Genomic DNA, 22,556 nt, shown 5'->3' with positions numbered 1-22,556 from the left:
AACCGGAAAGGAAGTATCACTTGCTTGATCTCAACACCATCAATGACGTCTTTGCGCTGATTGCCGCTCGCGCAGACGAGACCGTTGCCAAGGTCCAGGACGGCGGTAGCTGGAAGGACATCTCAGGGAAGACGATGTACGGCCGTGTGCGTGCGCTCGTACAAGCGTTGCAGGGCTGGGGCATCCAGAAGGGCGATCGCATTGCGCTGATCAGCGAGAACCGCTGGGAGTGGCCGGTGGTCGACTTTGCCGCGCTGGCGATGGGTGCGGTGGACGTCCCGCTGTACCAGACGCTGACGCCGGAGCAGGTCGGCTTCATGCTGAAGAACTCCGGAGCGAAGACCATCTTCGTGAGCACGAAGGACCAGTACGACAAGATTGTTGCGGCAGGGGAGATTCCGACGCTGGAGCGGGTCATCGTCTTCGATAAGGGCGAGTTCGGGGGCGCGGAGAGCTTTGCGAAACTGATGGAGCCGGCGGCGAGTCTTGAGGGGCGGGATGAGGCTTTCGACGCGATGAGCAGGTCGATCAAGCCGGAGGATCTGGCGTCGATCATCTACACCTCGGGCACGACGGGCGAGCCCAAGGGCGTGATGCTGACGCATGGCAACATGGCGACGAACCTGCGCCACTCGACCGACAACCTGGACATCCGGACGAAGGATGTGGCGATCTCGTTTCTTCCACTGAGCCACGTGACGGCGCGGCATCTCGATTACGCGATGTATTCGTCGGGCGGAGCGCTGGCGTACCTGCCGAGCTTCAATGGCCTTCCCGGAGCGATGCAGGCTGTGAAGCCGGAAATCTTCCTGGCGGTGCCTCGTGTGTACGAGAAGCTGCGGGGAGCGATCGAACACAAGTCGCAGGGCTTCAAGAAGACGATCCTGAACTGGGCGCTGGGTCAGGGCAAAGCGCATCGCGCGGAGATCATGAAGGGCATCAAGCCGAGCTCGCTGGGCTACACGATTGCGGACAAGCTGGTGTTCTCGAAGGTGCATGCGGCGTTTGGCGGCAACGCGCGGCTGTTTGTGTCAGGCGGGGCTCCGCTGGGGATCGACACCACAGAGTGGTTCCTCGATATGGGCATTCGCATCTTCGAGGGCTACGGCATGACGGAGACCTCGCCGGTGATCTCGCGCAACACGTATGCGGCGTACCGCGCGGGCACGGTGGGGCAGGTGATTCCGAACATGGAGGCTCGCATCGCCTCCGATGGCGAGCTGGAGGTGCGTGGAAGCTCGGTGTTCAAGGGCTACTGGAACAACGAGGAAGCCACGAAGAAGGAGTTCACCGAGGATGGCTGGTTCAAAACGGGCGACATCGGCAAGCTGGAGGATGGTTTCCTCACCATCACGGATCGCAAGAAGGAGCTGTTGAAGACCTCAGGCGGCAAGTTCATTGCGCCGCAGCCGATCGAGAACAAGCTGAAGGCGAACAGCATCATCAGCCAGGCGGCGCTGATCGGCGACATGAAGAAGTTCGTGAGCGTGCTGATCTCCCCGAACTTCGAGATGCTGGAGAAGTGGGCGGAACAGAACGGCGTCGCAAAGACGGACCGGCCTTCGCTGGCGAAGGATCCAGGCGTGCAGAAGATGTACAAGGAGATCGTCGACAAGGTGAATGCCGACCTGGCGCACTACGAATCGATCAAGAAGGTCATCGTGGTGGGCGAGGAGTGGAGCATCGAAGAAGGCGAGCTTACGCCAAGCATGAAGCTCAAGCGCCGCGTGATCAATGAGAAGTACAAGGCGCAGATCGATGGGATCTATAAGGACTGAGAAGCAGCGGAATAGCAGAGAAGCAGAACAGTAAAAGCGGCAGGTTCCTCAACTTTCGGAGGGCTCAGCTCTTACTGTTCTGCTGTTCTGCTCATTTGCTGTTCTGCTTCTTTACGCCCGGAGCGGTCCTACCTGCACGGACCTGAGGTGGGATTCGCGCGCGGGTTCGGCGTGGAGGCCGTGGAAGGCGCGGAGGCCTTTGAGGATGCGTTTCGCGGCGCGGAGGTCGAGCGTTGCGAAGTCTTTGCCGGCCCAGGTGGGGCGGGGTGTGAGGGTTTCGGCCTCGATGAGGCTGAGGGCGACCTCGGAGTATTCCCGGTACTGGAGGGGACGGTCGATCAGCACATTCAGCTGGTCCAGCAGGCCGTCGTTGGCCAGGGCCGCGATCATGCGATCGACGTAGATTCTGCCGCCTTCGAGTGCTCCCAGCAGGAGGTCGCCCTGCCGCACGATGAGGCTGGAGACGCCGCAGGCAGAGTGACGCCGGCGGGCGGCCTGGACCTTCGAGAGCAGCGAAGGTTGGCCTGAGGCTGAGGCGTGCGAGGGCGCGACCGTTGCGGGGGCGCTGGGCTCGCTCGTGAGGCGGGATGTGAAGATGACCTGCTTCATATTGGGGAACTCTATCGGCAGGCTACAGTTTTCTGTCGGTAATCGGATGACGACTTTTGCACATTGCGGGCGGGTTGGCGTTCCAGGATGAACTTCTGCTACGACGCGGCGGGCGTAGCATCCAATCTGAACCCATGACGATGCTTGCACGCGCGAAGAAACAGGATGGGCGGTTCCTGAATCCTGTCCCTACTCAAATTGGTGGTTTCAGCACGATGTGGAAGGTGCTGCCGGAGTTCCTGTTCAACCGGGGCAAGGCCTACCGCGAGCCCAAGGGGCCGCTGGGGCCGTTTCTGACGCGGGCGGAGATCTATGCGACGCCTCCCGCGAGCGGTCTGCGAGTGACCTGGTTTGGACACTCCAGCCTGCTCATCGAGATCGATGGCTTCCGGGTGTTGTTGGACCCGGTGTGGGAGGAGCGAGCGGCTCCGTCGCAGTTCTTCGGGCCGAAGCGGTTCTTTGAGCCGACGATTGCGCTGGAGGACCTGCCTCCGCTGGACGTGGTGCTGGTCTCGCATGACCACTACGACCACCTCGGACGGCACACGCATGCGAAGCTGGCGGCCCTGCCGACGACGGCCCGGACGCGTTGGGTGACTTCGGTGGGGGTGGGCAAGCATCTGCGGAGATATGGCGTCGATCCGAAGCGGATTACGGAGCTTGACTGGACGGATTCGGTGGAGGTTCCGGGCACGGACGGAGCGTTGCGGATCACGTCGTGGCCTTCGCGGCATTTCTCCGGCCGCGGCTTGCATGACCGGTTCACTACGCTGTGGGGATCGTTTGTGATCGAGGGGCCGAAGCATCGGGTGTACTTCGGGGCGGATTCGGGGTATTGGCCGGGCTATGCGGAGATTGCCTCGCAATACGACCGCTTCGACCTGGTGATGCTGGAGATTGGGGCGTCGAACGCGCTTTGGGAGAATATCCACCTGGGCCCGGACAATGCGGCGCGGGCGTACTCAGAGATGGCGGCGGCGCTGGCTGGCAAAGGCGGTGCGGGGCTGTTTCTGCCGATCCACTGGGGATTGTTCAACCTGGCGCTACATGCGTGGAGGGAGCCGGTGGAGCGGATGATGAAGATCGGCGACGAGCGTGGGCTTCCGCTGTGGCTGCCGGCGCCGGGGAGTCCGACGGAGGTGGTGGCAGGGCAGCCGCTGCTGACGCGGTGGTGGGAGCTGTGGGAGTAGAGGCAGGGTCAAGGGACCAGGGCCAAGGAGTGGGATCAGGAATTAGGAAGGGTTTGCGACGTCAGGTTTACCGATCCGGCAATACGGGACAAGGTGCAGTTGGCGGGTCTGGATGAATTCCACTTGCCCGCCTGTGGAAAAGCCGGTACAACAGGAAACGCGCCGGGGAATCCCGGAAGATTCCCTCGAACTGGAGACACCCTCATGCCGAATGCCGCTTCGAATGCTACTGCTGTCCGTGAGGTGATGGATATCCGCCAGGCTGCGGACTACCTCGGAATCAGCGGCGACACGCTGTACCGGTACGCGTCGGAGAACTTTGTGCCGGCGTTCAAACTGGGCAATCGCTGGCGCTTTCGCAAGAGCCTGCTGGATGACTGGATGGATCAGCAGAGCGGCGTGAAGCCGATGCCGCAGCTGGAGATCGTGGACCCCGCGAAGAAGAAGCAGGTTCGCGCGGTGCGGTAGAGCACCCTCATGTTTGCGATTATGAAGGGCCCGGCCGAAGCCGGGCTTTTCCGTTTGTGGGGTGCAGTCGTTCTTCCCGGCAGGGCTGAAGTGCGCGATTTCGACGCAGGGCGCTGCGGCGCCATGGATGAGGCACCGGCTGATGTTGCATCGCTCACCCCACCGTTTTCCGATGGTGCTGTGAAAGGAAGGGCCACCCGGCTCCGTGGGGGCACCGTCCTGGCGCCTTGAGGGCCTCGGCGTACCCGGAATATGCGAGTTCTAGGTGAAGACCTGGCTTGAGGCTCCGATGCTGCCGCGGATCAGGGTGATGTGGGTGATCTCGGGTGGGCAGTTGAGGCGCATGGGAAGGCCTACGGTGCCTAGGCCGCGGTTGACGTAGAGCTGCATGTGGCCGATCTGGAAGGCTCCCTCGACGTACTTGCGGCCCATGGGGGGAAGCACCATGGGGCCGGCGAGGGGAAGGCGCACCTGGCCGCCGTGAGTGTGGCCGGAGAGCATGACATCGATCATGGGGAAGCGCGGATGCTGGCGGACGGTGTCGGCGTAGTCCGGCTCGTGGACCATGAGAATGACAGGGACGTCGGGCAGCTGGGGGACGGCGAGGCTGAGGACGGGCGTGCGCATGCTGGCGTCGTCGGTGCCGCAGAGCCAGATACGGTCGTGGCCGCGCTCGATGGCGACGTAGCTGTCGACGAGCATGGGGGTCTTGTGGGCCTCGAGCGGCTGGATGACATGCTCGGAGCCGACGGCGACATCGTGGTTGCCGAGGATGCCGAAGCGTTGCGGGGCCTTGAGGGTGCTGAGGATCTCGGCGGCGACGCCGGCGGCGCGCCAGGCGGTGGAGTCCGCGAGGGGGCCACGGCTGACGAAGTCGCCGGTCAGGAGGACGATGTCCGGGTTGATGTGGTTGATGCGCTCGACGGCGTCGACGAGGAACCAGGGCTCGGTGTATTCGACGAGGTGAATGTCGGAGAGCTGGACCATGCTGAAACCGACGAAGGCGTCGGGTAGGTCCGCAATAGCGATCTGCCGGTGGGTGATCTGGAGGTCGTGACGTGCCTTGGTCCCGCCGTAGAGGGCCACCGAGGCTGCCGCCGCGGTACCTCCAATCAGGAATGCGCGGCGGGTCATGGGAGAGAAGCGAAGGTGCGCTCCCGGGTCGAAACGATCGGCCATATGTCATGATACCGGCCCGGCGCTGGCCGGGACGATGCCGTTTGGGTCGGGCTAATTTTCGGAGGGACGCTCCGCGCCGTCGATGACGAGGACCCGCATGGGGCCTTTGCGGGACTCGAGCCGCAGGCCCAGCTGTTCCTCCATTGCGGTCAGCAGCGAGGGTTCCTCGGACTCTCCGGCGTTGGTCGGATCGAAGTGCAGCACAAAGTCGTAGTGGCCGGGCAGGCCTGTCTCGTCGGTGACATAGCGGCCAAGCTGGTTGCCGAGGTTGGTAGCGAGCTCGGACATGGCGATATCGGTGCCGGTCATCTGCGTGCGGCCGGGCGAGCGGCGGGTGTTCATGTTGTGTGCGGGATCGCCGCCATGGAGCTGGAGCTTCGGGCCGCTCTTGGCGGGCACGAGGACGTAGATCGGGGCATCGCGGTTCTCCCAATGGCACTTCAGCTGGAAGCGCTCGGCGAGGAGCTGCTGGAGAAGCGGGTGCATGTCGTCGTCGGTGAGCTCGCGGTGCGAGGCGGTGAGGGCGTTGACGTCGAACATGTCGGAGTCAGTCCATTTGGGGGCATCGACGATCTGAAAGCCGAGGAGACCGTAGGCGTTCCGCAGCAGGGTTCGCAGGTTGGCGTTGACGATGACGAGATGGCCGCCCGGGCGGCGGGAGATCTGCGTGTTGGGGCTCCCCGACTTGTTGAGGTGAACGGCCGCCACCTCGAGGACCTCCTGTGGGCTGGTGGGTGGTGCGGGCGGCGTGGTCTGGGCGTGGCTGGCGAGGGAGCAGGCGAGCACAATGGCTGGCGTGAGCGAGCAGAGAGCGACGCGGTTCATGGGATCTCCTGCGGCATGGGCTGAGGCGGCTTGAGATCCTGTACGTGAATAGGTGGGAAAGGTTCCCGATGCGGAGGAGGAGGAGCGAAGGGGTGTCCTGGGAGTGCCGGATGGGGCTGTGGTGAAGGTAAAATGAAGGGATGCACGAGGTTGACAGACGGCGTCAGGCGCTCGAGGCCGCGCTTGAGGCGGGTTCAGGGGGATTGCTTGCGAACCACGCTCCGGACGTCCGCTGGCTGACCGGGTTTACGGGGTCCAGCGGGGCGGTAGCAATGGCAGCTCCACCCGCCAGCCGGGGAGCACGTTCGACGCTGCGGGCGATCCTGTTCACGGATGGACGGTACGCCGAGCAGGCGAAGGCCGAGGCTGCGGGCGTGAAGGTGATTGTCGAGCGCAAGCCTCCGGCGACGCTGGCGGCGGCGTGGCTCTCGCTGCAGGGAATCACCAAAGCGGCCTATGACTCCACGCAGACCACCGTGGCGCTGCTGGAAGCGATGAAGCTGGCTCTGCCGGGCAGTGTGCGGCGGAGCTTTTTTGCGGCGCAGCCGGGGCTGATCGCGAAGCTGCGCGAGGTGAAGGATTCGGACGAGATTGCGCGGATGCGTAAGGCCGCGGCGCTGGGTTGCAGGCTGTTCGAGTCGGTGCTGCCGAAGATTGAGCCGGGCGTGCCGGAGTCGGAGATTGCGCTGGCGCTGGAGGTGGACGCGCGGCGCAGCGGAGCCGAGGCGATGAGCTTCGAGACGATTGTGGCGTCAGGACCGCGGTCGTCGCGGCCGCACCATCGCGCGGGAGCGGACAAACTGCCGAAGCGCGGGTTTGTGACGCTGGACTTTGGAGTGATTCTGGGCGGGTACTGTTCGGATATGACGCGTACGGTCCACCTGGGCAAGGCGAGCCAGCGGGAGTGGGACGTGTATCATTCGGTGCTGGAAGCGCAACAGGCGGCGGTGCGGGCGGTGAGGCCCGGCGTCACCTGCGGCGAGGTCGACGAGGCTGCCCGGGAGGTACTGCGCCGGGCGAAACTGGCGAAGGCCTTCAGCCACTCCACCGGCCACGGGGTGGGGTTGGAGATCCACGAAGGGCCGCGGGTCGCCACAGGGCAAAAGCAGCAGCTGCAGCCGGGAATGGTGATTACCATCGAGCCCGGAGCGTACCTGGCAGGGGAGTTCGGCGTGCGCATCGAAGAGATGGTGCTGGTCACCGAGACCGGGCACGAGGTGCTGACCGCAGCGAGCCCCACGGCTTGGATTGAGTTGTAAGAAACAGGGATTAGGGAACAGGGATTAGGGATTAGGAACAGGGATTGAGTGCGGTAAGTGTGATCAGGAGACCGCAGGATCCCGGAAAGTGTGAAGAGGAACTACATGGCGTCAGGTGAAGATTTGAAGGAATTGCGCGAGCTGGTCGAGTTTTTGAAGGCCAACGACATCGCGGAGTTTGAGATGGAGCGGGACGACCTGAAGGTCGCGCTCAAGTTCGCGAGTGCGATCGTGCACCCGTCCGCAGGTGTCGACCCGGTGACGCTGGCGAGCATCCTGGCGTCTCAGTCGGCGGCTGTGGCACCGGTCGCTGTGGCTCCTGTGCTGGCTGCTCCTGCTGCTGCGCCGGCTCCGGTTGCTGCAGCGGCTCCTGCTGCCGCGGCTGCTCCGGAGGATGGAGCGCACATCGTGAAGTCGCCCATCGTGGGCACGTTCTACTCGGCGGCTTCGCCCGGTGCCGACCCCTTCATCAAGGTCGGAGACCAGGTGTCGGTGGGCAAGGTGCTTTGCATCGTCGAGGCCATGAAGCTGATGAACGAGATTGAGAGCGACGCTGCGGGTGAGGTCGTGAAGATCTTCGTCAAGGACGGTCAGCCGGTGGAGTATGGGCAGCCGTTGTTTGCGGTCAAGTAAGAGCCTGGCTGAGGCTTCGAGTTGCCAAGGAGAGCGATGAATCTTCGATTCAACGATCGGACTGTCGGTTTTCTTTGGATCATGGCGCTCATGGCCGTTGGCAGTCACATTGACGCCGGGTTGGCCGCGAGGCATTACGGATGGCTAGTGAACCCGTGGCTCAAGACTTTCAACGCAGCGTTTTCTTCTTCGTTGGCCATTGTCTATTCGGTTTTGTGGTGGCGTACTCGTTCGTCGAGTGGCGCGCAGGGTAAGGTGAATGTTTCGTAAGGTACTGATCGCAAATCGTGGAGAGATTGCACTCCGCGTCATCAACGCGTGCAAGGAGCTGGGTATCCGCACGGTCGCCGTGTATTCGGAGGCTGACCGCAACAGCTTGCACGTCAAGTTCGCCGATGAGGCCATCTGCATTGGTCCGCCGAAGTCGTCGGATTCGTATCTCAACATCCCGGCGGTGATTTCGGCGGCGGAGATTGCGGGCGCGGATGCGGTGCATCCGGGCTATGGGCTGCTGAGCGAGAACGCGAACTTTGCCGAGGTGTGCCGCGCTTCGAACATCAAGTTCATCGGGCCGCGGCCTGAGGTGACGCGCATTATGGGCGAGAAGTCCACCGCGCGCATGACGATGAAGGCCGCGGGGGTTCCGATCCTGCCGGGCTCCGACGGCGTGCTGAGGGACGATGCCGAAGCGCTGGAGACGGCGAAGAAGATCAAGTTCCCGGTGATCCTGAAGGCTGTTGCAGGCGGCGGCGGCCGTGGCATGCGCATTGTGCGCACGGCCGAGGAGCTTCCCGCGATGTTCGCGCAGGCCTCGACCGAGGCGCTGAATGCGTTTTCGAACGGCGAGCTGTACATGGAGAAGTTCATCGAGCGGCCGCGGCACATTGAGTTCCAGGTGCTGGCGGATGAGCATGGCAACGTGATGTCGCTCGGCGAGCGCGAGTGCTCGATTCAGCGGCGGCATCAGAAGCTGATCGAAGAGGCTCCGTCGCTGCAGGTGAACGCGAAGCTGCGCGAGAAGCTGGGCAAGACGATTGAGAAATCGCTGAAGGACATTGGCTACTGGAACGCAGGCACCATCGAGTTCCTGATGGATGAGGACGGCGAGATCTACTTCATCGAGATGAACACGCGCATCCAGGTGGAGCACTGCGTGACCGAGATGGTGACGGGCATCGACCTGGTGAAGGCGCAATTGCGCATTGCGGCGGGCGAGAAGCTGAGCGACATTGTGCCGCAGCGTCCTGCGATTGTGGGCCATGCGATTGAGTGCCGCATCAATGCGGAACATCCCGATAAGTTCACGCCAAGCCCCGGGAAGATCACGGCGTTCAATGTGCCGGGTGGCTTCGGGGTGCGCGTGGATACGGCGCAGTACCAGGAAGGCGTGGTGCCGCAGTACTACGACTCCATGATCGCGAAGCTGATCTGCCATGGCAAGAATCGCGAAGAGGCGATGGACAAGATGCAGCGCGCGCTGAGCCAGTTTGTGGTGGAGGGAATCTTCACGTCGATTCCACTGCATGAGCGTATCTTCGCGGACCCGGGCTTCCGTGCCGGGGACTTCGATACGAAGTTCATGGAGCGGTTTTTGGAGCGAGAGAAGGAACGCAAAGCCGCTGAGGCCGCGGCGAAGTAGCCACGGCGCTAGCTGAAGCGCTTTTGCAGGAAGTATCGGGAGTGGCCGCGAGGATAGTCGTCTAGCTCGCCGAAGACGCGGTAGCCGAGACGTTCGTAGAACGGGCGGGCCTGGAACGAAAAGGTGTCCAGCCACAGGCCGACGCAGTTGCGGTCGATCGCGATCTGCTCGGCCTGCTGCATGAGCTTTGTGCCGATGCCTGTGCCGCGCAGCTCCGATGGGACCGCCAGGTAGTCGACGAACAGCCAGTCGTAGCCGAAGCGGCCCCAGAGTCCGCCGATGGTCTTGCCTTCGGCATTGCGAATCAGCAGCGCGAGGTTCTGGAAGTTTGGCGGCGGCGCGCTTTGCTCATTGTGCGCGATGAGCGGCACAACGATGGCCCTCATGTCTTCCTCGGTGGCCGCTTCAGACCGTACGATTTCGTAATGCAAAAGGGCAGGTACTCCTTTTTGAGACAAGGATAGGGCATTGAGCGAGAGGATCCAACTTCCGCGGTTGTATGCGATTGTCGACCGCGAGAGCCTTGACCGGCGCGGCATCGCAGGCGTGGACTTTGCGCGTCAGCTGCGCGATGCCGGTGTGCGGCTGGTGCAGTATCGCGACAAGCAGGGAAGCCCGCAGCAGGTGCTACAGGCGGCGGCTCAGATCAAGGACATCTTCGCGGGAAGCGGCGCGATGCTGATCCTCAACGATCGTGCCGATCTTGCGGTGCTGGCGGGATGGGATGGCGTGCATGTGGGGCATACGGATATGCCACCCGAGGCGGTGCGGCGGGTGATTGGGCCGGATCGCGTGCTGGGCGTCTCGACGCATAACGAGGCGCAGTTGCGCGCGGCGGATGCGGGCGAGGCGGACTACGTTGCGGTGGGGCCGGTGTATGCGACGAACTCGAAGGCGGACACCGAGCCGGTGATTGGCCTGGAGGGCGTACGGCTGGCGCGGGCGCTGACGTCGAAGCCGCTGGTGGCGATTGGCGGTATCACGTTGGAGCGTGCGGCTGGGGTGATCGCTGCTGGTGCGGACTCGGTGGCGGTGATTGGGGCTCTGCTGCCGACGCAGGAGCAGAGCGTGGCGGCGCGCGTGGCGGCTTGGCTGGCCTGACGCGGGAGCGGGAATGGTTGCGTTGCCGGGTTATTTTGTTGCCGGCGCCGGGGTTCTGGTGATCGTTGCGAGGCGGTCTTTGCGGATCTCTAGGACGATGCCGGCGTTGCGGTCGGCAACTTCGCTGATGTGGTACTCGGCGGAGGTGCCGAGGACCTGGGCGATCTCGCTGGGCGAGAGCTTGTAGTCTTCGGCGAGCCAGCGAGCCATGTTGTCGGTGGCGGTCTTCAGCGCGTCATCGAGCGAGCCGGCGAGGCCCATCGCCATGATCTTGTCGGGCGACTCCACGCGCGGCGAGTAGGGCTGCTTGCCGTGGATCACGTCGACGGTGATCTCCACATCCATCGAGGTCTCAAGGGCGTTGCCGTTCAGTTCGCCATCGCCCTGGAGCGCGTGGCCGTCGCCGAAGTACAGCAGCGCACCGGGATTGCCGACAGGGAGATAGACGGTGTTGCCCTCGACGACTTCGTTGAAGTCCATGTTGCCGCCAAAGCTCCCCGAATCTCCGGTGGGAATGGCCTGGCCCGGGCTGGGAGCGGTTGCGATGCAGCCGAGCATTGGCTTCATGGGGACGGCGTAGGTCTTGAGGTGGTCGCCGGGCTTGGTGGTCGTGGCGATGCCGTGCTCGCGATCGAGGGTCCAGGTCACGTCGTCGTTGTTGTCCTTGGTCTGGATGACGAGGTGGGGATTGGTGGCGCGCGGGACGATGCCGTTGTCGGAGATGGCGGTGTCGCGGTTGAGCTTGAGCCGAACGAGGTGGACCACGAGGGTGTCGCCGGGCATGGCTCCCTCGATGTAGAAGGGGCCGGTCTCGGGATTGCCTCCCATACTGCGGCGCACGCCATGCTCGTCGGTGCCGCCGGCGTCGACGGTGGTGGTGTGGAGGGAGTCACCGGGGAAGAGGTGCAGGACCGGGGGCGTCTGTGCGCTGAACTGGCGGCGGAACTCGGTGGGCACGAACTCATGGCGCTGCGGCGGGCCGGTGTGGGTTGCCGGAAGAACAGCCGTGAAGTCGTAGGTGCCCATCTCTGAGTTGCCGACTTCCTTCCAGGTCACCTTGCCGGTCATCTTGTTCGCGGAGACGGTGGCGTCGACGTCTTCGTAACCGCCACGGGGATCGACGGCATGGAAGGTGACGCGGCCGCGCTCGAGCTTGCCCTCCAGCTTGTCTCCATCGAGGTCGCCCGTCAGCTTCCCGGCGGTATCCGTCAGGTGCAACGCCCAGTAGGATGGCGTGCCGTGGTAGTCGAAGGCGATGGACCAGGTTCCGGTGAGGGAGACGGGCTGCTGGGCGGGTGCCAAACGAGCCGGAACGGAAACCAGGACGAGGGCAGCGAGCCAGGTGAGGCGGTGCGGCATGAGGGGCTCCTTGCACAGGTGGGACTGGACACACGGATGCGTTGGATTCTACGCATCGGGATGGGTCGTGGTTCCACGATCTTTGCGGGCGCCGGGGGCGTTTAAATGGAATGGTCGAGTTTTGAGTCGGGAGCTGAGAGATAGGAGTTGCTGGGGGTTGTTCGGCGCGGCGTGGGGTGGCGTTGCTGGCTGCCCGGCTGTTACAACAGAGTCAACGTGTCCATGAATTCCACGCAAGATCCGGGCCAGCAGCCCCATCTGGTTCAGGGGATGGGTCTGTTCTCCGCGACGACGATCGTCATGGGGTCGATGATCGGCTCGGGCATCTTCATCGTGTCGGCGGACATGAGCCGGACGCTGGGGTCGCCGGCGCTGTTGATTGCCGCGTGGCTGGTGACGGCGGCGATGACGCTAATCGGCGCGCTGAGCTATGGCGAGCTGGCGGCGATGATGCCGACTGCCGGTGGGCAGTATGTATACCTGCGCGAGGCGCTCGGGCCGCTGTGGGGATTTCTCTACGGCTGGACGCTGTTTCTGGTGATCCAGACGGGGACCGTGGCCGCGGTGGGTGTGGCGTTCGGGAAGTTCCTCGGCGTGTTCTTTCCGGCTGTTAGCCAGACCAAGTGGATCTGGCACCTGGGCGGGAATGTTGGGCTGTCGACAGCGAACCTCGTCGCGATCGTCATCATCATCCTGCTGACCTGGACGAATACGCGCGGCGTGAAGGCGGGCGCGGCGGTGCAGAACGTGTTTACCAGCGCGAAGGTGCTGGCGCTGCTGGCGGTGATCGCGGTGGGGTTCGTCGCGCATAACGCTGCGGCGATGGAAGCGAACTTCGGTGCGGGTTGGCATAACTTCTTCGCGGGAGCGAGTCTGGGGCAGCACCAGCAACTCAGCATTGGATCGTTCCTTGGGCTGGGCGGTGGCTCCGCGATGGTCGGTGTGTTGACGCTGATCGCTGTGGTGCAGGTAGGGTCGTTGTTCTCGTCGGATGCCTGGAACAACGTCACGTTCACTGCCGGTGAGATCAAGAACCCGAAGCGGAATCTGCCGCTGTCGCTGATTCTTGGTGCGGGCACGGTGCTGGTGCTCTATATCGCGTGCAACTTCGTCTACCTGAGCGTGCTTCCACTCGACGCCATCAAGAACGCACCGCAGGACCGCGTGGCGACCGCCGTGATGCAGGCGGCATTTGGCAGCGTGGGCGCGAAGATCATGGCGGGGGCCATCCTGGTTTCGACCTTTGGCTGCTGCAATGGGATGTTGCTCGCAGGGGCTCGGGTGTACTACGCGATGAGCCAGGACGGGCTGTTCTTCAAGTCCGTTGGGAAGCTGGACGGGAAAACCGGTGTGCCCGTGAACTCGTTGTGGATGCAGTGCGCTTGGACCTGCCTGCTGTGCCTGAGTGGACAGTATGGCAACCTGCTGGACTACGTGATCTTTGCTGTGCTGGTGTTCTACATCCTGACGATTACGGGGCTTTTCGTCCTGCGTCGCACCCGGCCGGACGCTCCGCGGCCCTACAAGGCGATCGGGTACCCGGTGCTGCCAGCGCTGTATATCGTGATGGCGGCGTGGATTTGTGGTGTACTGTTGCGGTACAAGCCGCAATATACCTGGCCCGGTCTGCTGCTCGTCCTTTTAGGCGTGCCGGTGTACTTCTTGTGGCAGAAGAAATCTGTTCAGGAGACCTCGCACGGCTCTTGAACGCGCTCGCAGGGCCGGCGTCGCAAACCGGCTGTACGCTTTACTTGCCCCTTTGGGCCAGAGACATCCGCAGTAACGAATCAGGAGACACGAGACACGCATGGCGAATCTAATGGCGACCAAGGCCTTGTCCACCATTATGGGCGAGGCATCCGAGACCGGCGAACATACGCTTAGCCGTTCGCTTGGGGCAGGGAATCTGATCACTCTCGGCATTGGGGCCATTATCGGCACCGGCATCTTTGTGCTTACCGGCGTGGTAGCCAGTGGGTATGCCGGGCCGGGCGTGGTGTACACGTTCATCGTGGCCGCCGTGGCTTGCGTGTTCTCCGGGCTCTGCTACGCCGAGTTTGCGGCAATGATTCCGGTGGCGGGTTCGGCCTACACGTATGGCTATGCGACGCTGGGCGAGATCTTCGCGTGGATCATCGGCTGGGACCTGGTGCTGGAGTATGCCTTCGGCGCGGCTACGGTGTGCTCGGGCTGGTCGGGCTATGTGCTGTCGCTGGGGCAGGACATGGGGCTTCGGCTGCCGCCGGCGCTGGCCGGTGAGCCGGGCTCGAAGTTCGTGTACTACCACGGGCATTGGGAGCTGCTGAACGCGCACTTCGCCGACAAGCTGAAGGAGCTGAACATCGATCCCAGCACGCTGCCGATGCAGCACGGGGTCTTCAATCTCGTGGCGTTCCTCGGCATCATGTTCGCGACGGCGATCCTGGTGATCGGAATCAAGGAGTCGGCCAACTTCAACAGCTTCATCGTGGTGGTCAAGGTGGCCGTGCTGCTGGTCTTCCTGGGCGTGGGCACCTACACCCTGCTGCATCATCACGAGCTTTGGGCGAACTGGCATCCCTTTGTGCCGCCGAATCAGGGCACGCTGGGCAAGTTCGGCTGGACGGGCGTGATGCGTGGGGCGGGCGTGATCTTCTTCGCGTACATCGGCTTCGACGCGGTCTCTACGGCGGCGCAGGAGGCGAAGAATCCGAAGAAGGATATGCCGCTGGGCATCCTGGGGTCGTTGGCGATCTGCACGGTGCTGTATATCCTCGTCGGGATTGTGCTCACGGGCCTGGTGAACTACAAGTACCTGGGCGTTCCGGACTCGCTGGCCGTGGGCATGGAAGCGACGGGCTTCAAGTGGGGCTCGCTGATGGTGAAGATCGGCGCGCTAGGCGGGCTGACGAGCACGATGATCGTGATGCTGCTCGGCCAGAGCCGCGTGTTCTTCTCGATGTCGCGCGACGGCCTGCTGCCGGAGATGTTCTCCAAGGTGCATCCGAAGTTCCGCACACCGTATGTCTCGTCGATCACGGTGGGCCTGGTGGTGGCGACGTTCTCCTCGCTGCTGCCGCTGCAGAGCCTGGGTGAGATGTGCTCGATCGGCACGCTGCTGGCGTTCATCATTGTGTGCGCGGGTGTGTGGTTGCTGCGTAAGCGCAGCCCGGATCTGGAACGTCCCTTCCGCGCACCGTGGATGCCGTTCACACCGATCGCGGGCATCGTGGTCGCATTGGCGATGATGGCCTTCCTGCCCGGAATCACCTGGATCCGGCTCATCGTGTGGCTTGCGGTCGGCATGTTGATCTACTTCTTCTACAGCCGCCACCACAGCCGGGTGCAGCAGGGACTGCCTCCTCTGGCGCCGGAATAGTACCTCGGAAGCTCTTCTGTAGGACACCCAATGCCCGGCATCTTGCCGGGCATTGGCCCGTTTGTGGTTGTCGAAACGGATAAGGGTTGCCTTATCGCAAACTTTTTCTTGACGCCCCCTGTGGAAAACTGGTAAGCAGTGACTATCGCCTTTTGTTGTGAGCGCAGGAAAAGCGAAAATGGCCCTAAACCTGCTGGCTCCAATGTGCGAACCGCTGGAACGAGGACGACCCTTACCATGACCTGTGCGAAGTGCGACTCCCAGGCGCTTTCGAGCTTTCCCGCCGATGTACGCCTCTATCTCAACGGTTCGCGCACCATCAGCGCGCCGCCCATGAACCCTAGCCCGAAGATCACGGTCTGCCTGAACTGCGGGCACTCGGAGTTCTCGATTCCCCCGACATGGCTGGCCTCAGGCTGGCTGCGGCCCCTGCCCGCGCCGGTGTATCACTCGTTCGGCGCCAATGGCCGGGACGACATCCATATCTCCTAGTCAATCCTTTGCATGCATTAACGCCCCTCCGGAGCAGTCCGGCGGGGCGTTTTTTCTGCAGGAGTGCTGGTGGATCAGTTGGGGTGATCGCCGGCGGGGTGCTGGACGGAGGCGTGCGTCGCTGTGTGGCCGCGTGGAGGTGGCGGGGCCGGGAGCGCCACCTGCAGCACAGCGGAGTCGATCGCCGTCGGGTCGTCGCGGAGGCGGAGGAACAGCGTTCCCGCGGCTACGGGATGGGGGACGGTCAGGGTCGTCGCGGTGAAGCCATCCGGCACGCTGATGGGGTTGGCGAAGGCCGGGTCGGTCGAAACGGCTGAGACCAGGAAGAGGTTGGTTCCGCTGAGGGTGCAGGGCAGCGCGGGCTCGAGGGCGCATTGGAGCTGGCCGAGCGCAGGCAGGCGGACGAGGGTCACCAAAGGCTGCCAGTCGCTGGCGGGAGGCTCGGCGTCTGCGCTCGTGGCGGGTGCGGTTGTGTCTTTTGTTGTCGCGGAATCGGGGTGGGCGTCGTCGGAGGCGGCTTGCTTGGACGCGCTCTGAGCGAGCGGAAAGATTTCGCGGACGCGGAGCGCGCCAAAGGCGCTGGGGCCGAAAGAACGCAGCGGATCGAGTGAGGCGACGACGGTGTGCGGGTCCTGGAGGAGCAGGCCGCCAGCGGGGGCGAGCGTGAGGACGGTACGCAAGGTTCCGTCGGTGGTCTGCACTTCGACCTGTCCGTTGCGCGGGAAGGTGGTGGAGCTCTTCAGCGTGAAGGTGAGCATCGACGAGAGTGGAAGGTCGTCGGGATTGCCGAGCTTGATGGGATTCTCGGGGCCGGGCTCAGCGGTTTTGCTCAGCAGGGTCACGCTGGGGCGGGGTGCAGCGACGGTGATGGGCGCGGAGAACTCGCGGCCGTCGCGGAGCTGGATGCGAGCGGTGAGGTGGTCGTTGGCGTGAGTCGGCGGCCGGGGAGCATTGTCCGGAAGGGAGAGACGCAGCGTTCCGGGCAGGCTGGGAGTCGCTGCCGCGGGTTCGACCGGGACGGGAGCGAAGACGAGATCGCCGACGCGGACCTTGTCGACCTGCTCGAGCCGCGAGCCGCTCAGGATGAGGGCGCGATCGCCGGCGTAGAGCTGCACGGTGTTGATGTGGGCGGGTTCGGCGAAGGCGCGGGCAGCGACGCTGTCGGTGCGGGGCTGGCCATACTGCTGGATCTCGAGGTGGAGATCGCCGGGGAGCATTGTTTGCTTGCTGGGCAGCTTCACGGCGAGCAGGTTCGGCTGATCGGCGCGGGGATCGAGCTGGAAGGCGAGAGGAAGCTCGGTGGTCGAGCCCGCTGGCTGGGCGGTGATCGCATGTACGCAGGCGGAACCTGTAGAGGTGAGCAGGAGGTCGGAGGCGCGGCCGGCGATGAGGTCTTCGGCGGGATGGGCAGCATCGACGTTGAGAGGATCGGACGGCACGCTGGTCAGCGCCCAGCCGGTGCCGGGGAGCTGCTGGAGCTCGACCGTGGGGCCGGTGAAGGGGTCGAAGCCCCAGCGGCCCTGGATGGTTCCGGTGAGGTGGACGGGCGCGGGAATGGGTTTGGGTTGGGCGGTCGGCGGAGTTCCTGCGGCTGTCGCGGCCGCTGCCGCGGCGGCGGTTTCGGCTTCGGTGAGGGGGCGCTGGTCGCGCAGGGGGACGTGGTGTTGGGCTCCCATCTGCAGGACGAGGCCACCCTGGTAGGCGTCGGGCAGGAGGCGGATGTCGGACTCGGTGGGCGCTCCGGGAGGGGTGTTGAGGTGCAGCACCATGTCGTGCGCGAAGGCTGCGGAGAAGACCAGCGGAGCGCCTTCGATGGGCAGCACGACGGTCGGGGCGAGCAGGCAGGCGATGTGCTTGGCATCGGCAGGACGCAGCGGCGGAGCCTGGGCCTTCTGCACGGCAGGCAGCGCGATGACCAGCACCGACTTGGGGTTGTGGAAGGAGGGCGGCGTGTTGAGGCGGAGGTTCAGCGAGGCGTCCTGCGGGAACGCGATGGCGGGGATGTACTGGTACTGAGCGGTGTGCAGGTTGCCGAGGATGCGGATCATGTCGACGATGGCGCCGACGTACGCGGAGTACAGACCGCCGCCGGCCACCTGGGTGTAGCTGGCCTGGCTGATGAGGTCGGAGCCGGGACCATTGGAGAGCGCGGAGACGATGGTCTGGCCGTGGCCGTCGTCGAGGACCATCTGCGAGCCGCTCTGGGTGAGGCAGGTGAACTGCATGTCGACGGGCTGCTTGAAGCAGGTGTCGTTAGGCTTGAGCGCGAGGGTGCGGGCGAGCAGGTCGGAGTGCTTCTGGAGGTCGGCCGGGTCGGAGGGCGGCACGAGGCGGATCGAGGCCATGTACTTCTCGATGCGAGCCTGCTCGAAGCCGGCCTCGGTGAGGTCCTGGGAGGCGCGGACGAAAGCCCCGGGCCGGCCCTGGACGGCGGACTTGAGGGTGGAGAAGTCGCCGCCGGTTTCGGGCGCCATGAAGAGAACGACCTGCTGGGCGTCCTGCGGCACGGTGATCATCGTGCCTTCCTGGCGGACGTGCTTGTCCCAGGTCTCGATGCGGAAGAACCAGTTGTCGGGCGGGGGATTGGTGGTGCCGCGCAGGAAGACGCAGATGAGCAGGTACTTGATGGCCTGGTTGGGCGGAAGGTCGGGGTGCAGCCAGATGCGGTCGCCGGGTTGGAGGTTGGGGACGGCGGCGATGGGCAAGGTCTGGGCATCGCGGGTGACGCGGACGTCGATCTTCGGGCCGACGAGGTCGAACCGGCCCTGCGACTGGGCGAGGCTGTGCGTAGCGGCCATAAGGCTTGCCAGCACCACGCCCAATCCTGTCAGGAGCTTCCGAGACCCAAACACCATGCTCAAAGTTTAGACGCCAGTTTGGGCTCGGAGACGCTGTGTATCCCCGCATCCCCTTCCAGATCGATGAAGTTCGAGTGAAAGGCGGCCTGAAGGGATGGGCGGGCTGTGCTAGGATTCGCCCATACCCAGTCGTGCAATGAGTTCCCGGGCCCGCTTCTGCGTTGTGTTTGCAGGAGTCGAGGTCCTGTAAGTTCCGGAGAGATTTCATGCGTCTGTCATCCGCTGTTGTCGTTGTGTCCGCGCTTATCGTTTCGACCTCCGTTGGCTGGAGCCAGAAGCTCTTCACCGCCGAGGATTTGCCGCGGTTGGTGCGGGTGAGCGATCCACAGATTGCGCCGGATGGGAAGTCGATTGCGTTTGTGGTGGCGCGGGCGAACCTGAAGGAAGATCGCTGGGAGAGCGAGATCGACCTGCTCGATGTGGCGTCGAAGAAGGTGATCGCGTTGACGCATGATCGTCAGGGTGTGGGCTCGCCGCGCTGGTCGCCGACCGGGGACAGGCTGGCGTTTACGGCGCAGGACAAGGACAAGAAGGGCCAGATCTTCGTGCTGCCGATGAGCGGCGGCGACGCGGCGCAGCTGACGCACGTAAAGACTTCGATTTCGTCCTTTGCATGGAAGCCGGACGGGCAGGGCTTTGCCTTTGCCTCGCCGGATGAGGAGCCGGAGAAGAAGGACGAGGCCAAGTTCGACGATGCATTTGAGGTGGGCAACAACGACTTCCAGCAGAAGTCGCGCATGATGCCGGTGCACCTGTGGACGATTGGGCTGACAGGCGATGCCAAGCGGGTGACGAACGGCACTTGGTCGCTGCCGAATCATCTGCCGGGCGGAGCGCCGAAGATCGATTGGACGCTGGATGGGAAGACGCTGCTATTTACTCGCGCGGAGAGCCCGCTGACCGGCGATGGATCGCTGGGACGGCTGGAGAAGGTGGATGTCGCGAGTGGGGAGATCAAGCCGCTGACTTCGGGGGCGTTCCCGGAAGACAATCCGATGGTCTCGCCGGACGGCAAGCTGTTGGCCTTCCTGGGGCCTCGCGATGGCAAGCGCGGCAGCGGCACGACGGTGTATGTGATGCCGCTGAGCGGAGGCACGGCTACGGATGTGGCGCACGCGATCGATCACTCGATCAATGGCGCGGAGTGGATGCCCGATGGCTCGCTGCTGATCGCGGCGACCTTCCGCACGCGGCCGGCGCTGATGGTGCAGCCGGTGGAAGGCAAGTCGATGAGGATCGACCTGGGTGCGCTGACTCCTGGCGGTGGAATGAACGCGGGCAAGGATGGTTCGATTGCGTTCGTGGCGACGACTGCGGACCATCCTGCGGAGCTGTACTACGTAGGTAAGGGCGGTGAGGCTCCGGTGCAGATGACGCACCTGCAGACGGCGACCGAGGGCATGACGCTGGCGAAGCAGGAGACCGTGCACTGGAAGTCGGACCAGTTCGATGTCAATGGTGTGCTGACCTATCCCGTGGGGTTTGTGGCGGGAAAGAAGTATCCGCTGGTGCTGTATATCCATGGCGGGCCGAACTCAGCTTCGGTGCAGAGCTTTACTCCGTCGTCGCAGATCCTGGCAGCGAAGGGCTGGCTGGTGCTGGAGCCAAACTATCGCGGAAGCACCAGTGATGGAAGCACCTTCGAGCTGGCGGGCATGGGCAAGGCGGGTGCGGGTTCGGGGCCGGGGCGCGACATCGTCGCGGGCGTGAAGATGCTTGAGGCTCGCGGAATTGTTGACGAGAAGAAGGTCGCGACCACCGGTTGGAGCGAGGGCGGGTATCTCACGTCGTGGCTGATCGGGAACTATCCCGATATGTGGGCGGCGGCGATTGCGGGAGCTCCGGTGACGGACCTCGTCGACGAATATGCGCTGAGCGACATCATGTTTGGGGAGTCGGATATCTTTGGGCCGTCGCCGTTTGTGGGCGATGGGATGAAGCTCTACCTTGCGGAGTCGCCGATTACGTATGCGGCCAAGGTGAAGGCTCCAACGCTGATCCTGAACGATGTGGGAGACTACCGTGTGCCGACGCCACAGGTGTACAAGTTCTACCACGCACTCAAGGACAACGGTGTCACGGTGAAGTACGTGATCTATCCGGTGATAGGGCACTCGCCGACGGACCCCATCCGCGCGCGGGATGTGTGGCGGCGCTGGACGGCCTGGCTGGAGCCGTATCTGAGCGAAGGGCCTGCGACGGCGGGCACGAAGTAGACCGGCGATGCGGCGCGGGCTCGCGCTCAGTCCAGCGAGGGACGCTGCGTCAGAGCTTCGAGGCGATCGAGTTCGGCGAACACCTCGTCGACGGCGATGGCGATGCGGGTGTTCGGAACGGTGAGTGTTCCACGTTCTTCGCGGAGCTCGCCTGTGCCACCGGCCACGTAGGCGAGCCGACGCCAGGGGTCGATGACCCATGAGGTGCGGACGCCGACGGAGGCGTAGTCGAGGATGCGCTCCTCGACGCGACGCCAGCGGTCTTCGCTTGAGAGGATTTCGACGCAGAGGAGTGGCGCGGAGCGGACGATGAGGGGCTCGTCGGGATTCAGACGATGGAGCATCACGTCGGGGATGCGGAAGCGCGAGGTGTTGATTTGGAGGCGCTGCTCGGGGAGCGCCTCTACCTGACACTCGGTTTCAAACTGCGCAAAGAAGCGAATGAAAAAAGTCTGCAAACGTGCGTGAGGAAGTTCGCCCATGTTTCTCTCCAGGACCTCGCCGTCGACATAGTCGCGGTCGGGCCTGTACGAGGTCCGGAGATACTCTTCCACGGTGATCAGAACCGGGGTAGTGGCCATCGCGCCTCCGCTGCGAAGAGAATAGCGCATATGCTGGAGTTGCGGCCTCAGGGGTGCACGGTCGCGTCCATGCAAAGCCCAAATGCAGGTCTCTCCACTGCGCTGCGCTTCGGTCGAGATGACACATTTGAGGCAGCAAACCCGGGTCCGAGGATTCGGAACCGGGCTTCTATGCAGAGGAGCGCGTCTACGCGGAGTGGGAGCTCTTGGCGGCGGGAGCGGCTCCGCTGGTCACGCGGCGGCTGGGGCCGTCGGACTCCACCGAGCCATCGCGGATGGAGATGACGCGGTGGGCGAAGTCGGCGATGTCGGGCTCGTGGGTGACAAGGACGATGGTGTTGCCCTTGGCGTGCAGATCGTCGAAGAGGGCCATGATCTCGACGGAGGTCTTGGAGTCGAGATTGCCTGTGGGCTCGTCGGCGAGGATGATCGACGGGTTGTTGACCAGGGCGCGGGCGATGGCGACGCGCTGGCGCTGACCGCCGGAGAGCTCGTTGGGCTTGTGGTTCATGCGGGCTCCGAGGTTGACGCTCTCGAGCACGGCCTTGGCGCGCTCGATGCGTGCGGCCGCAGGCGTGCCGTTGTAGATGAGCGGGAGCTCGACGTTGTGCAGCGCAGTGGCGCGGGCCAGCAGGTTGAAGGTCTGGAAGACGAAGCCGATCTCCTTGTTGCGGATGCGGGCGAGCTCGTCATCGTTGAGCGAGGAGACGTCGTGGCCGTTGAGCCAGTAGCGTCCGCGGGAGGGCGAGTCGAGGCAGCCGATGAGGTTCATCAGCGTCGACTTGCCGGAGCCCGAGGGGCCCATGATAGCGACGTACTCGTTGTGGCGGATGCGGATGTCCACGCCGCGGAGGGCGTGCACGAGCTGGTCGCCCATCTCGTAGGTCTTCCATAGGTTGTCGGTGACGATGACGTCTCCGGGATGGGGTCCGTCGGCGTTGGCGCCTGCAGCGTCAAAGGGCGGCGGTTCAACCAGCGTGTCGGCCATCGGTGATCCTTCCAATTCTTCCA

The 22,556-nt window shown here is 63.9% G+C and carries 19 protein-coding genes; 11 read left to right on the top strand and 8 right to left on the bottom strand.

Annotation, left to right across the window (positions count from 1 at the left end; genetic code table 11):
- Positions 1 to 20 precede the first annotated feature (20 nt).
- Positions 21 to 1,778 (top strand): AMP-dependent synthetase/ligase, encoded by a 1,758-nt coding sequence (locus AC5E6W_RS07610; RefSeq protein WP_491751673.1) that lies wholly within the window; start codon positions 21 to 23, stop codon positions 1,776 to 1,778.
- Positions 1,779 to 1,889: 111 nt separating this feature from the next.
- On the opposite strand, the gene AC5E6W_RS07605 is transcribed toward AC5E6W_RS07610, so the two are convergent.
- Positions 1,890 to 2,387 carry a BLUF domain-containing protein gene (locus tag AC5E6W_RS07605; protein WP_491751672.1) on the bottom strand — a complete coding sequence of 166 codons (498 nt, stop codon included), beginning with the start codon at positions 2,385 to 2,387 and terminating at the stop codon, positions 1,890 to 1,892.
- Positions 2,388 to 2,521: 134 nt separating this feature from the next.
- Between AC5E6W_RS07605 and AC5E6W_RS07600 the strand changes: the two genes are divergently transcribed.
- Together AC5E6W_RS07600 and AC5E6W_RS07595 are read left to right on the top strand one after the other, a co-directional pair.
- Positions 2,522 to 3,577, top strand: a complete 1,056-nt coding sequence (locus AC5E6W_RS07600) for an MBL fold metallo-hydrolase (protein ID WP_491751671.1) — start codon at positions 2,522 to 2,524, stop codon at positions 3,575 to 3,577.
- A gap of 204 nt (positions 3,578 to 3,781) precedes the next feature.
- Positions 3,782 to 4,045, top strand: coding sequence for a helix-turn-helix domain-containing protein (locus AC5E6W_RS07595; protein ID WP_491751670.1), 264 nt, complete (start codon positions 3,782 to 3,784; stop codon positions 4,043 to 4,045).
- A 261-nt stretch (positions 4,046 to 4,306) separates the two neighbouring features.
- Here AC5E6W_RS07595 and AC5E6W_RS07590 read toward each other — a convergent pair whose 3' ends face one another.
- A complete protein-coding gene (locus AC5E6W_RS07590) occupies positions 4,307 to 5,224 on the bottom strand; it encodes a metallophosphoesterase (RefSeq protein WP_491751669.1) in 918 nt (305 codons plus the stop codon).
- Positions 5,225 to 5,275: 51 nt separating this feature from the next.
- Complete coding sequence (locus AC5E6W_RS07585; protein WP_491751668.1) at positions 5,276 to 6,049, bottom strand: TIGR03435 family protein; 774 nt, start codon at positions 6,047 to 6,049, stop codon at positions 5,276 to 5,278.
- 140 nt (positions 6,050 to 6,189) lie between these two features.
- Here AC5E6W_RS07585 and AC5E6W_RS07580 point away from each other — a divergent pair, with 140 nt between their 5' ends.
- From AC5E6W_RS07580 to accC, 3 genes are all read left to right on the top strand, one after another.
- Complete coding sequence (locus tag AC5E6W_RS07580) at positions 6,190 to 7,308, top strand: M24 family metallopeptidase (protein ID WP_491751667.1); 1,119 nt, start codon at positions 6,190 to 6,192, stop codon at positions 7,306 to 7,308.
- 90 nt (positions 7,309 to 7,398) lie between these two features.
- Positions 7,399 to 7,941 (top strand): acetyl-CoA carboxylase biotin carboxyl carrier protein, encoded by a 543-nt coding sequence (gene accB, locus AC5E6W_RS07575; RefSeq protein WP_491751666.1) that lies wholly within the window; start codon positions 7,399 to 7,401, stop codon positions 7,939 to 7,941.
- Between the two features lie 259 nt (positions 7,942 to 8,200).
- Positions 8,201 to 9,580, top strand: coding sequence for an acetyl-CoA carboxylase biotin carboxylase subunit (gene accC / locus AC5E6W_RS07570; protein ID WP_491751665.1), 1,380 nt, complete (start codon positions 8,201 to 8,203; stop codon positions 9,578 to 9,580).
- Positions 9,581 to 9,588: 8 nt separating this feature from the next.
- Here the strand turns inward: accC and AC5E6W_RS07565 are convergent, their stop codons facing one another.
- Complete coding sequence (locus AC5E6W_RS07565) at positions 9,589 to 9,966, bottom strand: GNAT family N-acetyltransferase (protein ID WP_491751664.1); 378 nt, start codon at positions 9,964 to 9,966, stop codon at positions 9,589 to 9,591.
- A gap of 82 nt (positions 9,967 to 10,048) precedes the next feature.
- Between AC5E6W_RS07565 and thiE the strand changes: the two genes are divergently transcribed.
- Positions 10,049 to 10,681, top strand: coding sequence for a thiamine phosphate synthase (gene thiE, locus AC5E6W_RS07560; RefSeq protein ID WP_491751663.1), 633 nt, complete (start codon positions 10,049 to 10,051; stop codon positions 10,679 to 10,681).
- Between the two features lie 30 nt (positions 10,682 to 10,711).
- On the opposite strand, the gene AC5E6W_RS07555 is transcribed toward thiE, so the two are convergent.
- Positions 10,712 to 12,040, bottom strand: a complete 1,329-nt coding sequence (locus tag AC5E6W_RS07555) for an acetamidase/formamidase family protein (RefSeq protein WP_491751662.1) — start codon at positions 12,038 to 12,040, stop codon at positions 10,712 to 10,714.
- A 222-nt stretch (positions 12,041 to 12,262) separates the two neighbouring features.
- Between AC5E6W_RS07555 and AC5E6W_RS07550 the strand changes: the two genes are divergently transcribed.
- From AC5E6W_RS07550 to AC5E6W_RS07540, 3 genes are all read left to right on the top strand, one after another.
- Entirely contained in the window at positions 12,263 to 13,747 is a 1,485-nt protein-coding gene (locus tag AC5E6W_RS07550) for an APC family permease (RefSeq protein WP_491751661.1), read from the top strand.
- Positions 13,748 to 13,847: 100 nt separating this feature from the next.
- Positions 13,848 to 15,398 carry an amino acid permease gene (locus tag AC5E6W_RS07545; RefSeq protein WP_491751660.1) on the top strand — a complete coding sequence of 517 codons (1,551 nt, stop codon included), beginning with the start codon at positions 13,848 to 13,850 and terminating at the stop codon, positions 15,396 to 15,398.
- Positions 15,399 to 15,635: 237 nt separating this feature from the next.
- The gene (locus tag AC5E6W_RS07540) at positions 15,636 to 15,890 is read left to right on the top strand and encodes a hypothetical protein (protein ID WP_491751659.1); all 255 of its coding nucleotides are present in this window, start codon (positions 15,636 to 15,638) and stop codon (positions 15,888 to 15,890) included.
- 74 nt (positions 15,891 to 15,964) lie between these two features.
- Here AC5E6W_RS07540 and AC5E6W_RS07535 read toward each other — a convergent pair whose 3' ends face one another.
- Positions 15,965 to 18,703 carry a hypothetical protein gene (locus AC5E6W_RS07535; RefSeq protein ID WP_491751658.1) on the bottom strand — a complete coding sequence of 913 codons (2,739 nt, stop codon included), beginning with the start codon at positions 18,701 to 18,703 and terminating at the stop codon, positions 15,965 to 15,967.
- Between the two features lie 251 nt (positions 18,704 to 18,954).
- Between AC5E6W_RS07535 and AC5E6W_RS07530 the strand changes: the two genes are divergently transcribed.
- On the top strand, positions 18,955 to 20,964 hold the full coding sequence (locus tag AC5E6W_RS07530; RefSeq protein WP_491751657.1) for a S9 family peptidase: 2,010 nt from the start codon (positions 18,955 to 18,957) through the stop codon (positions 20,962 to 20,964).
- Positions 20,965 to 20,990: 26 nt separating this feature from the next.
- Here the strand turns inward: AC5E6W_RS07530 and AC5E6W_RS07525 are convergent, their stop codons facing one another.
- Both AC5E6W_RS07525 and AC5E6W_RS07520 read right to left on the bottom strand, forming a co-directional pair.
- Positions 20,991 to 21,545, bottom strand: a complete 555-nt coding sequence (locus tag AC5E6W_RS07525) for a Uma2 family endonuclease (RefSeq protein WP_491751656.1) — start codon at positions 21,543 to 21,545, stop codon at positions 20,991 to 20,993.
- Positions 21,546 to 21,732: 187 nt separating this feature from the next.
- On the bottom strand, positions 21,733 to 22,533 hold the full coding sequence (locus AC5E6W_RS07520; RefSeq protein ID WP_491751655.1) for an ABC transporter ATP-binding protein: 801 nt from the start codon (positions 22,531 to 22,533) through the stop codon (positions 21,733 to 21,735).
- Positions 22,534 to 22,556: the final 23 nt, after the last annotated feature.

This window comes from Bryocella sp. (genome assembly GCF_058498515.1).
Note: the sequence above shows the minus strand (reverse complement) of the source record. Positions and strands in the feature narration are given on the sequence as shown.

What these genes read in the sequence shown, in the direction of transcription:
- AC5E6W_RS07550 (WP_491751661.1), top strand. Translation starts at nt 12,263, where the DNA reads ATGAATTCCACGCAAGATCCGGGCCAGCAGCCCCATCTGGTTCAGGGG.
- accC (WP_491751665.1), top strand. Translation starts at nt 8,201, where the DNA reads ATGTTTCGTAAGGTACTGATCGCAAATCGTGGAGAGATTGCACTCCGC.
- AC5E6W_RS07565 (WP_491751664.1), bottom strand. Translation starts at nt 9,966, where the DNA reads ATGAGGGCCATCGTTGTGCCGCTCATCGCGCACAATGAGCAAAGCGCG.
- AC5E6W_RS07555 (WP_491751662.1), bottom strand. Translation starts at nt 12,040, where the DNA reads ATGCCGCACCGCCTCACCTGGCTCGCTGCCCTCGTCCTGGTTTCCGTT.
- AC5E6W_RS07520 (WP_491751655.1), bottom strand. Translation starts at nt 22,533, where the DNA reads ATGGCCGACACGCTGGTTGAACCGCCGCCCTTTGACGCTGCAGGCGCC.
- AC5E6W_RS07590 (WP_491751669.1), bottom strand. Translation starts at nt 5,224, where the DNA reads ATGGCCGATCGTTTCGACCCGGGAGCGCACCTTCGCTTCTCTCCCATG.
- AC5E6W_RS07600 (WP_491751671.1), top strand. Translation starts at nt 2,522, where the DNA reads ATGACGATGCTTGCACGCGCGAAGAAACAGGATGGGCGGTTCCTGAAT.
- AC5E6W_RS07580 (WP_491751667.1), top strand. Translation starts at nt 6,190, where the DNA reads ATGCACGAGGTTGACAGACGGCGTCAGGCGCTCGAGGCCGCGCTTGAG.
- AC5E6W_RS07605 (WP_491751672.1), bottom strand. Translation starts at nt 2,387, where the DNA reads ATGAAGCAGGTCATCTTCACATCCCGCCTCACGAGCGAGCCCAGCGCC.
- AC5E6W_RS07595 (WP_491751670.1), top strand. Translation starts at nt 3,782, where the DNA reads ATGCCGAATGCCGCTTCGAATGCTACTGCTGTCCGTGAGGTGATGGAT.
- AC5E6W_RS07540 (WP_491751659.1), top strand. Translation starts at nt 15,636, where the DNA reads ATGACCTGTGCGAAGTGCGACTCCCAGGCGCTTTCGAGCTTTCCCGCC.
- AC5E6W_RS07585 (WP_491751668.1), bottom strand. Translation starts at nt 6,049, where the DNA reads ATGAACCGCGTCGCTCTCTGCTCGCTCACGCCAGCCATTGTGCTCGCC.
- AC5E6W_RS07525 (WP_491751656.1), bottom strand. Translation starts at nt 21,545, where the DNA reads ATGGCCACTACCCCGGTTCTGATCACCGTGGAAGAGTATCTCCGGACC.
- AC5E6W_RS07530 (WP_491751657.1), top strand. Translation starts at nt 18,955, where the DNA reads ATGCGTCTGTCATCCGCTGTTGTCGTTGTGTCCGCGCTTATCGTTTCG.
- AC5E6W_RS07545 (WP_491751660.1), top strand. Translation starts at nt 13,848, where the DNA reads ATGGCGAATCTAATGGCGACCAAGGCCTTGTCCACCATTATGGGCGAG.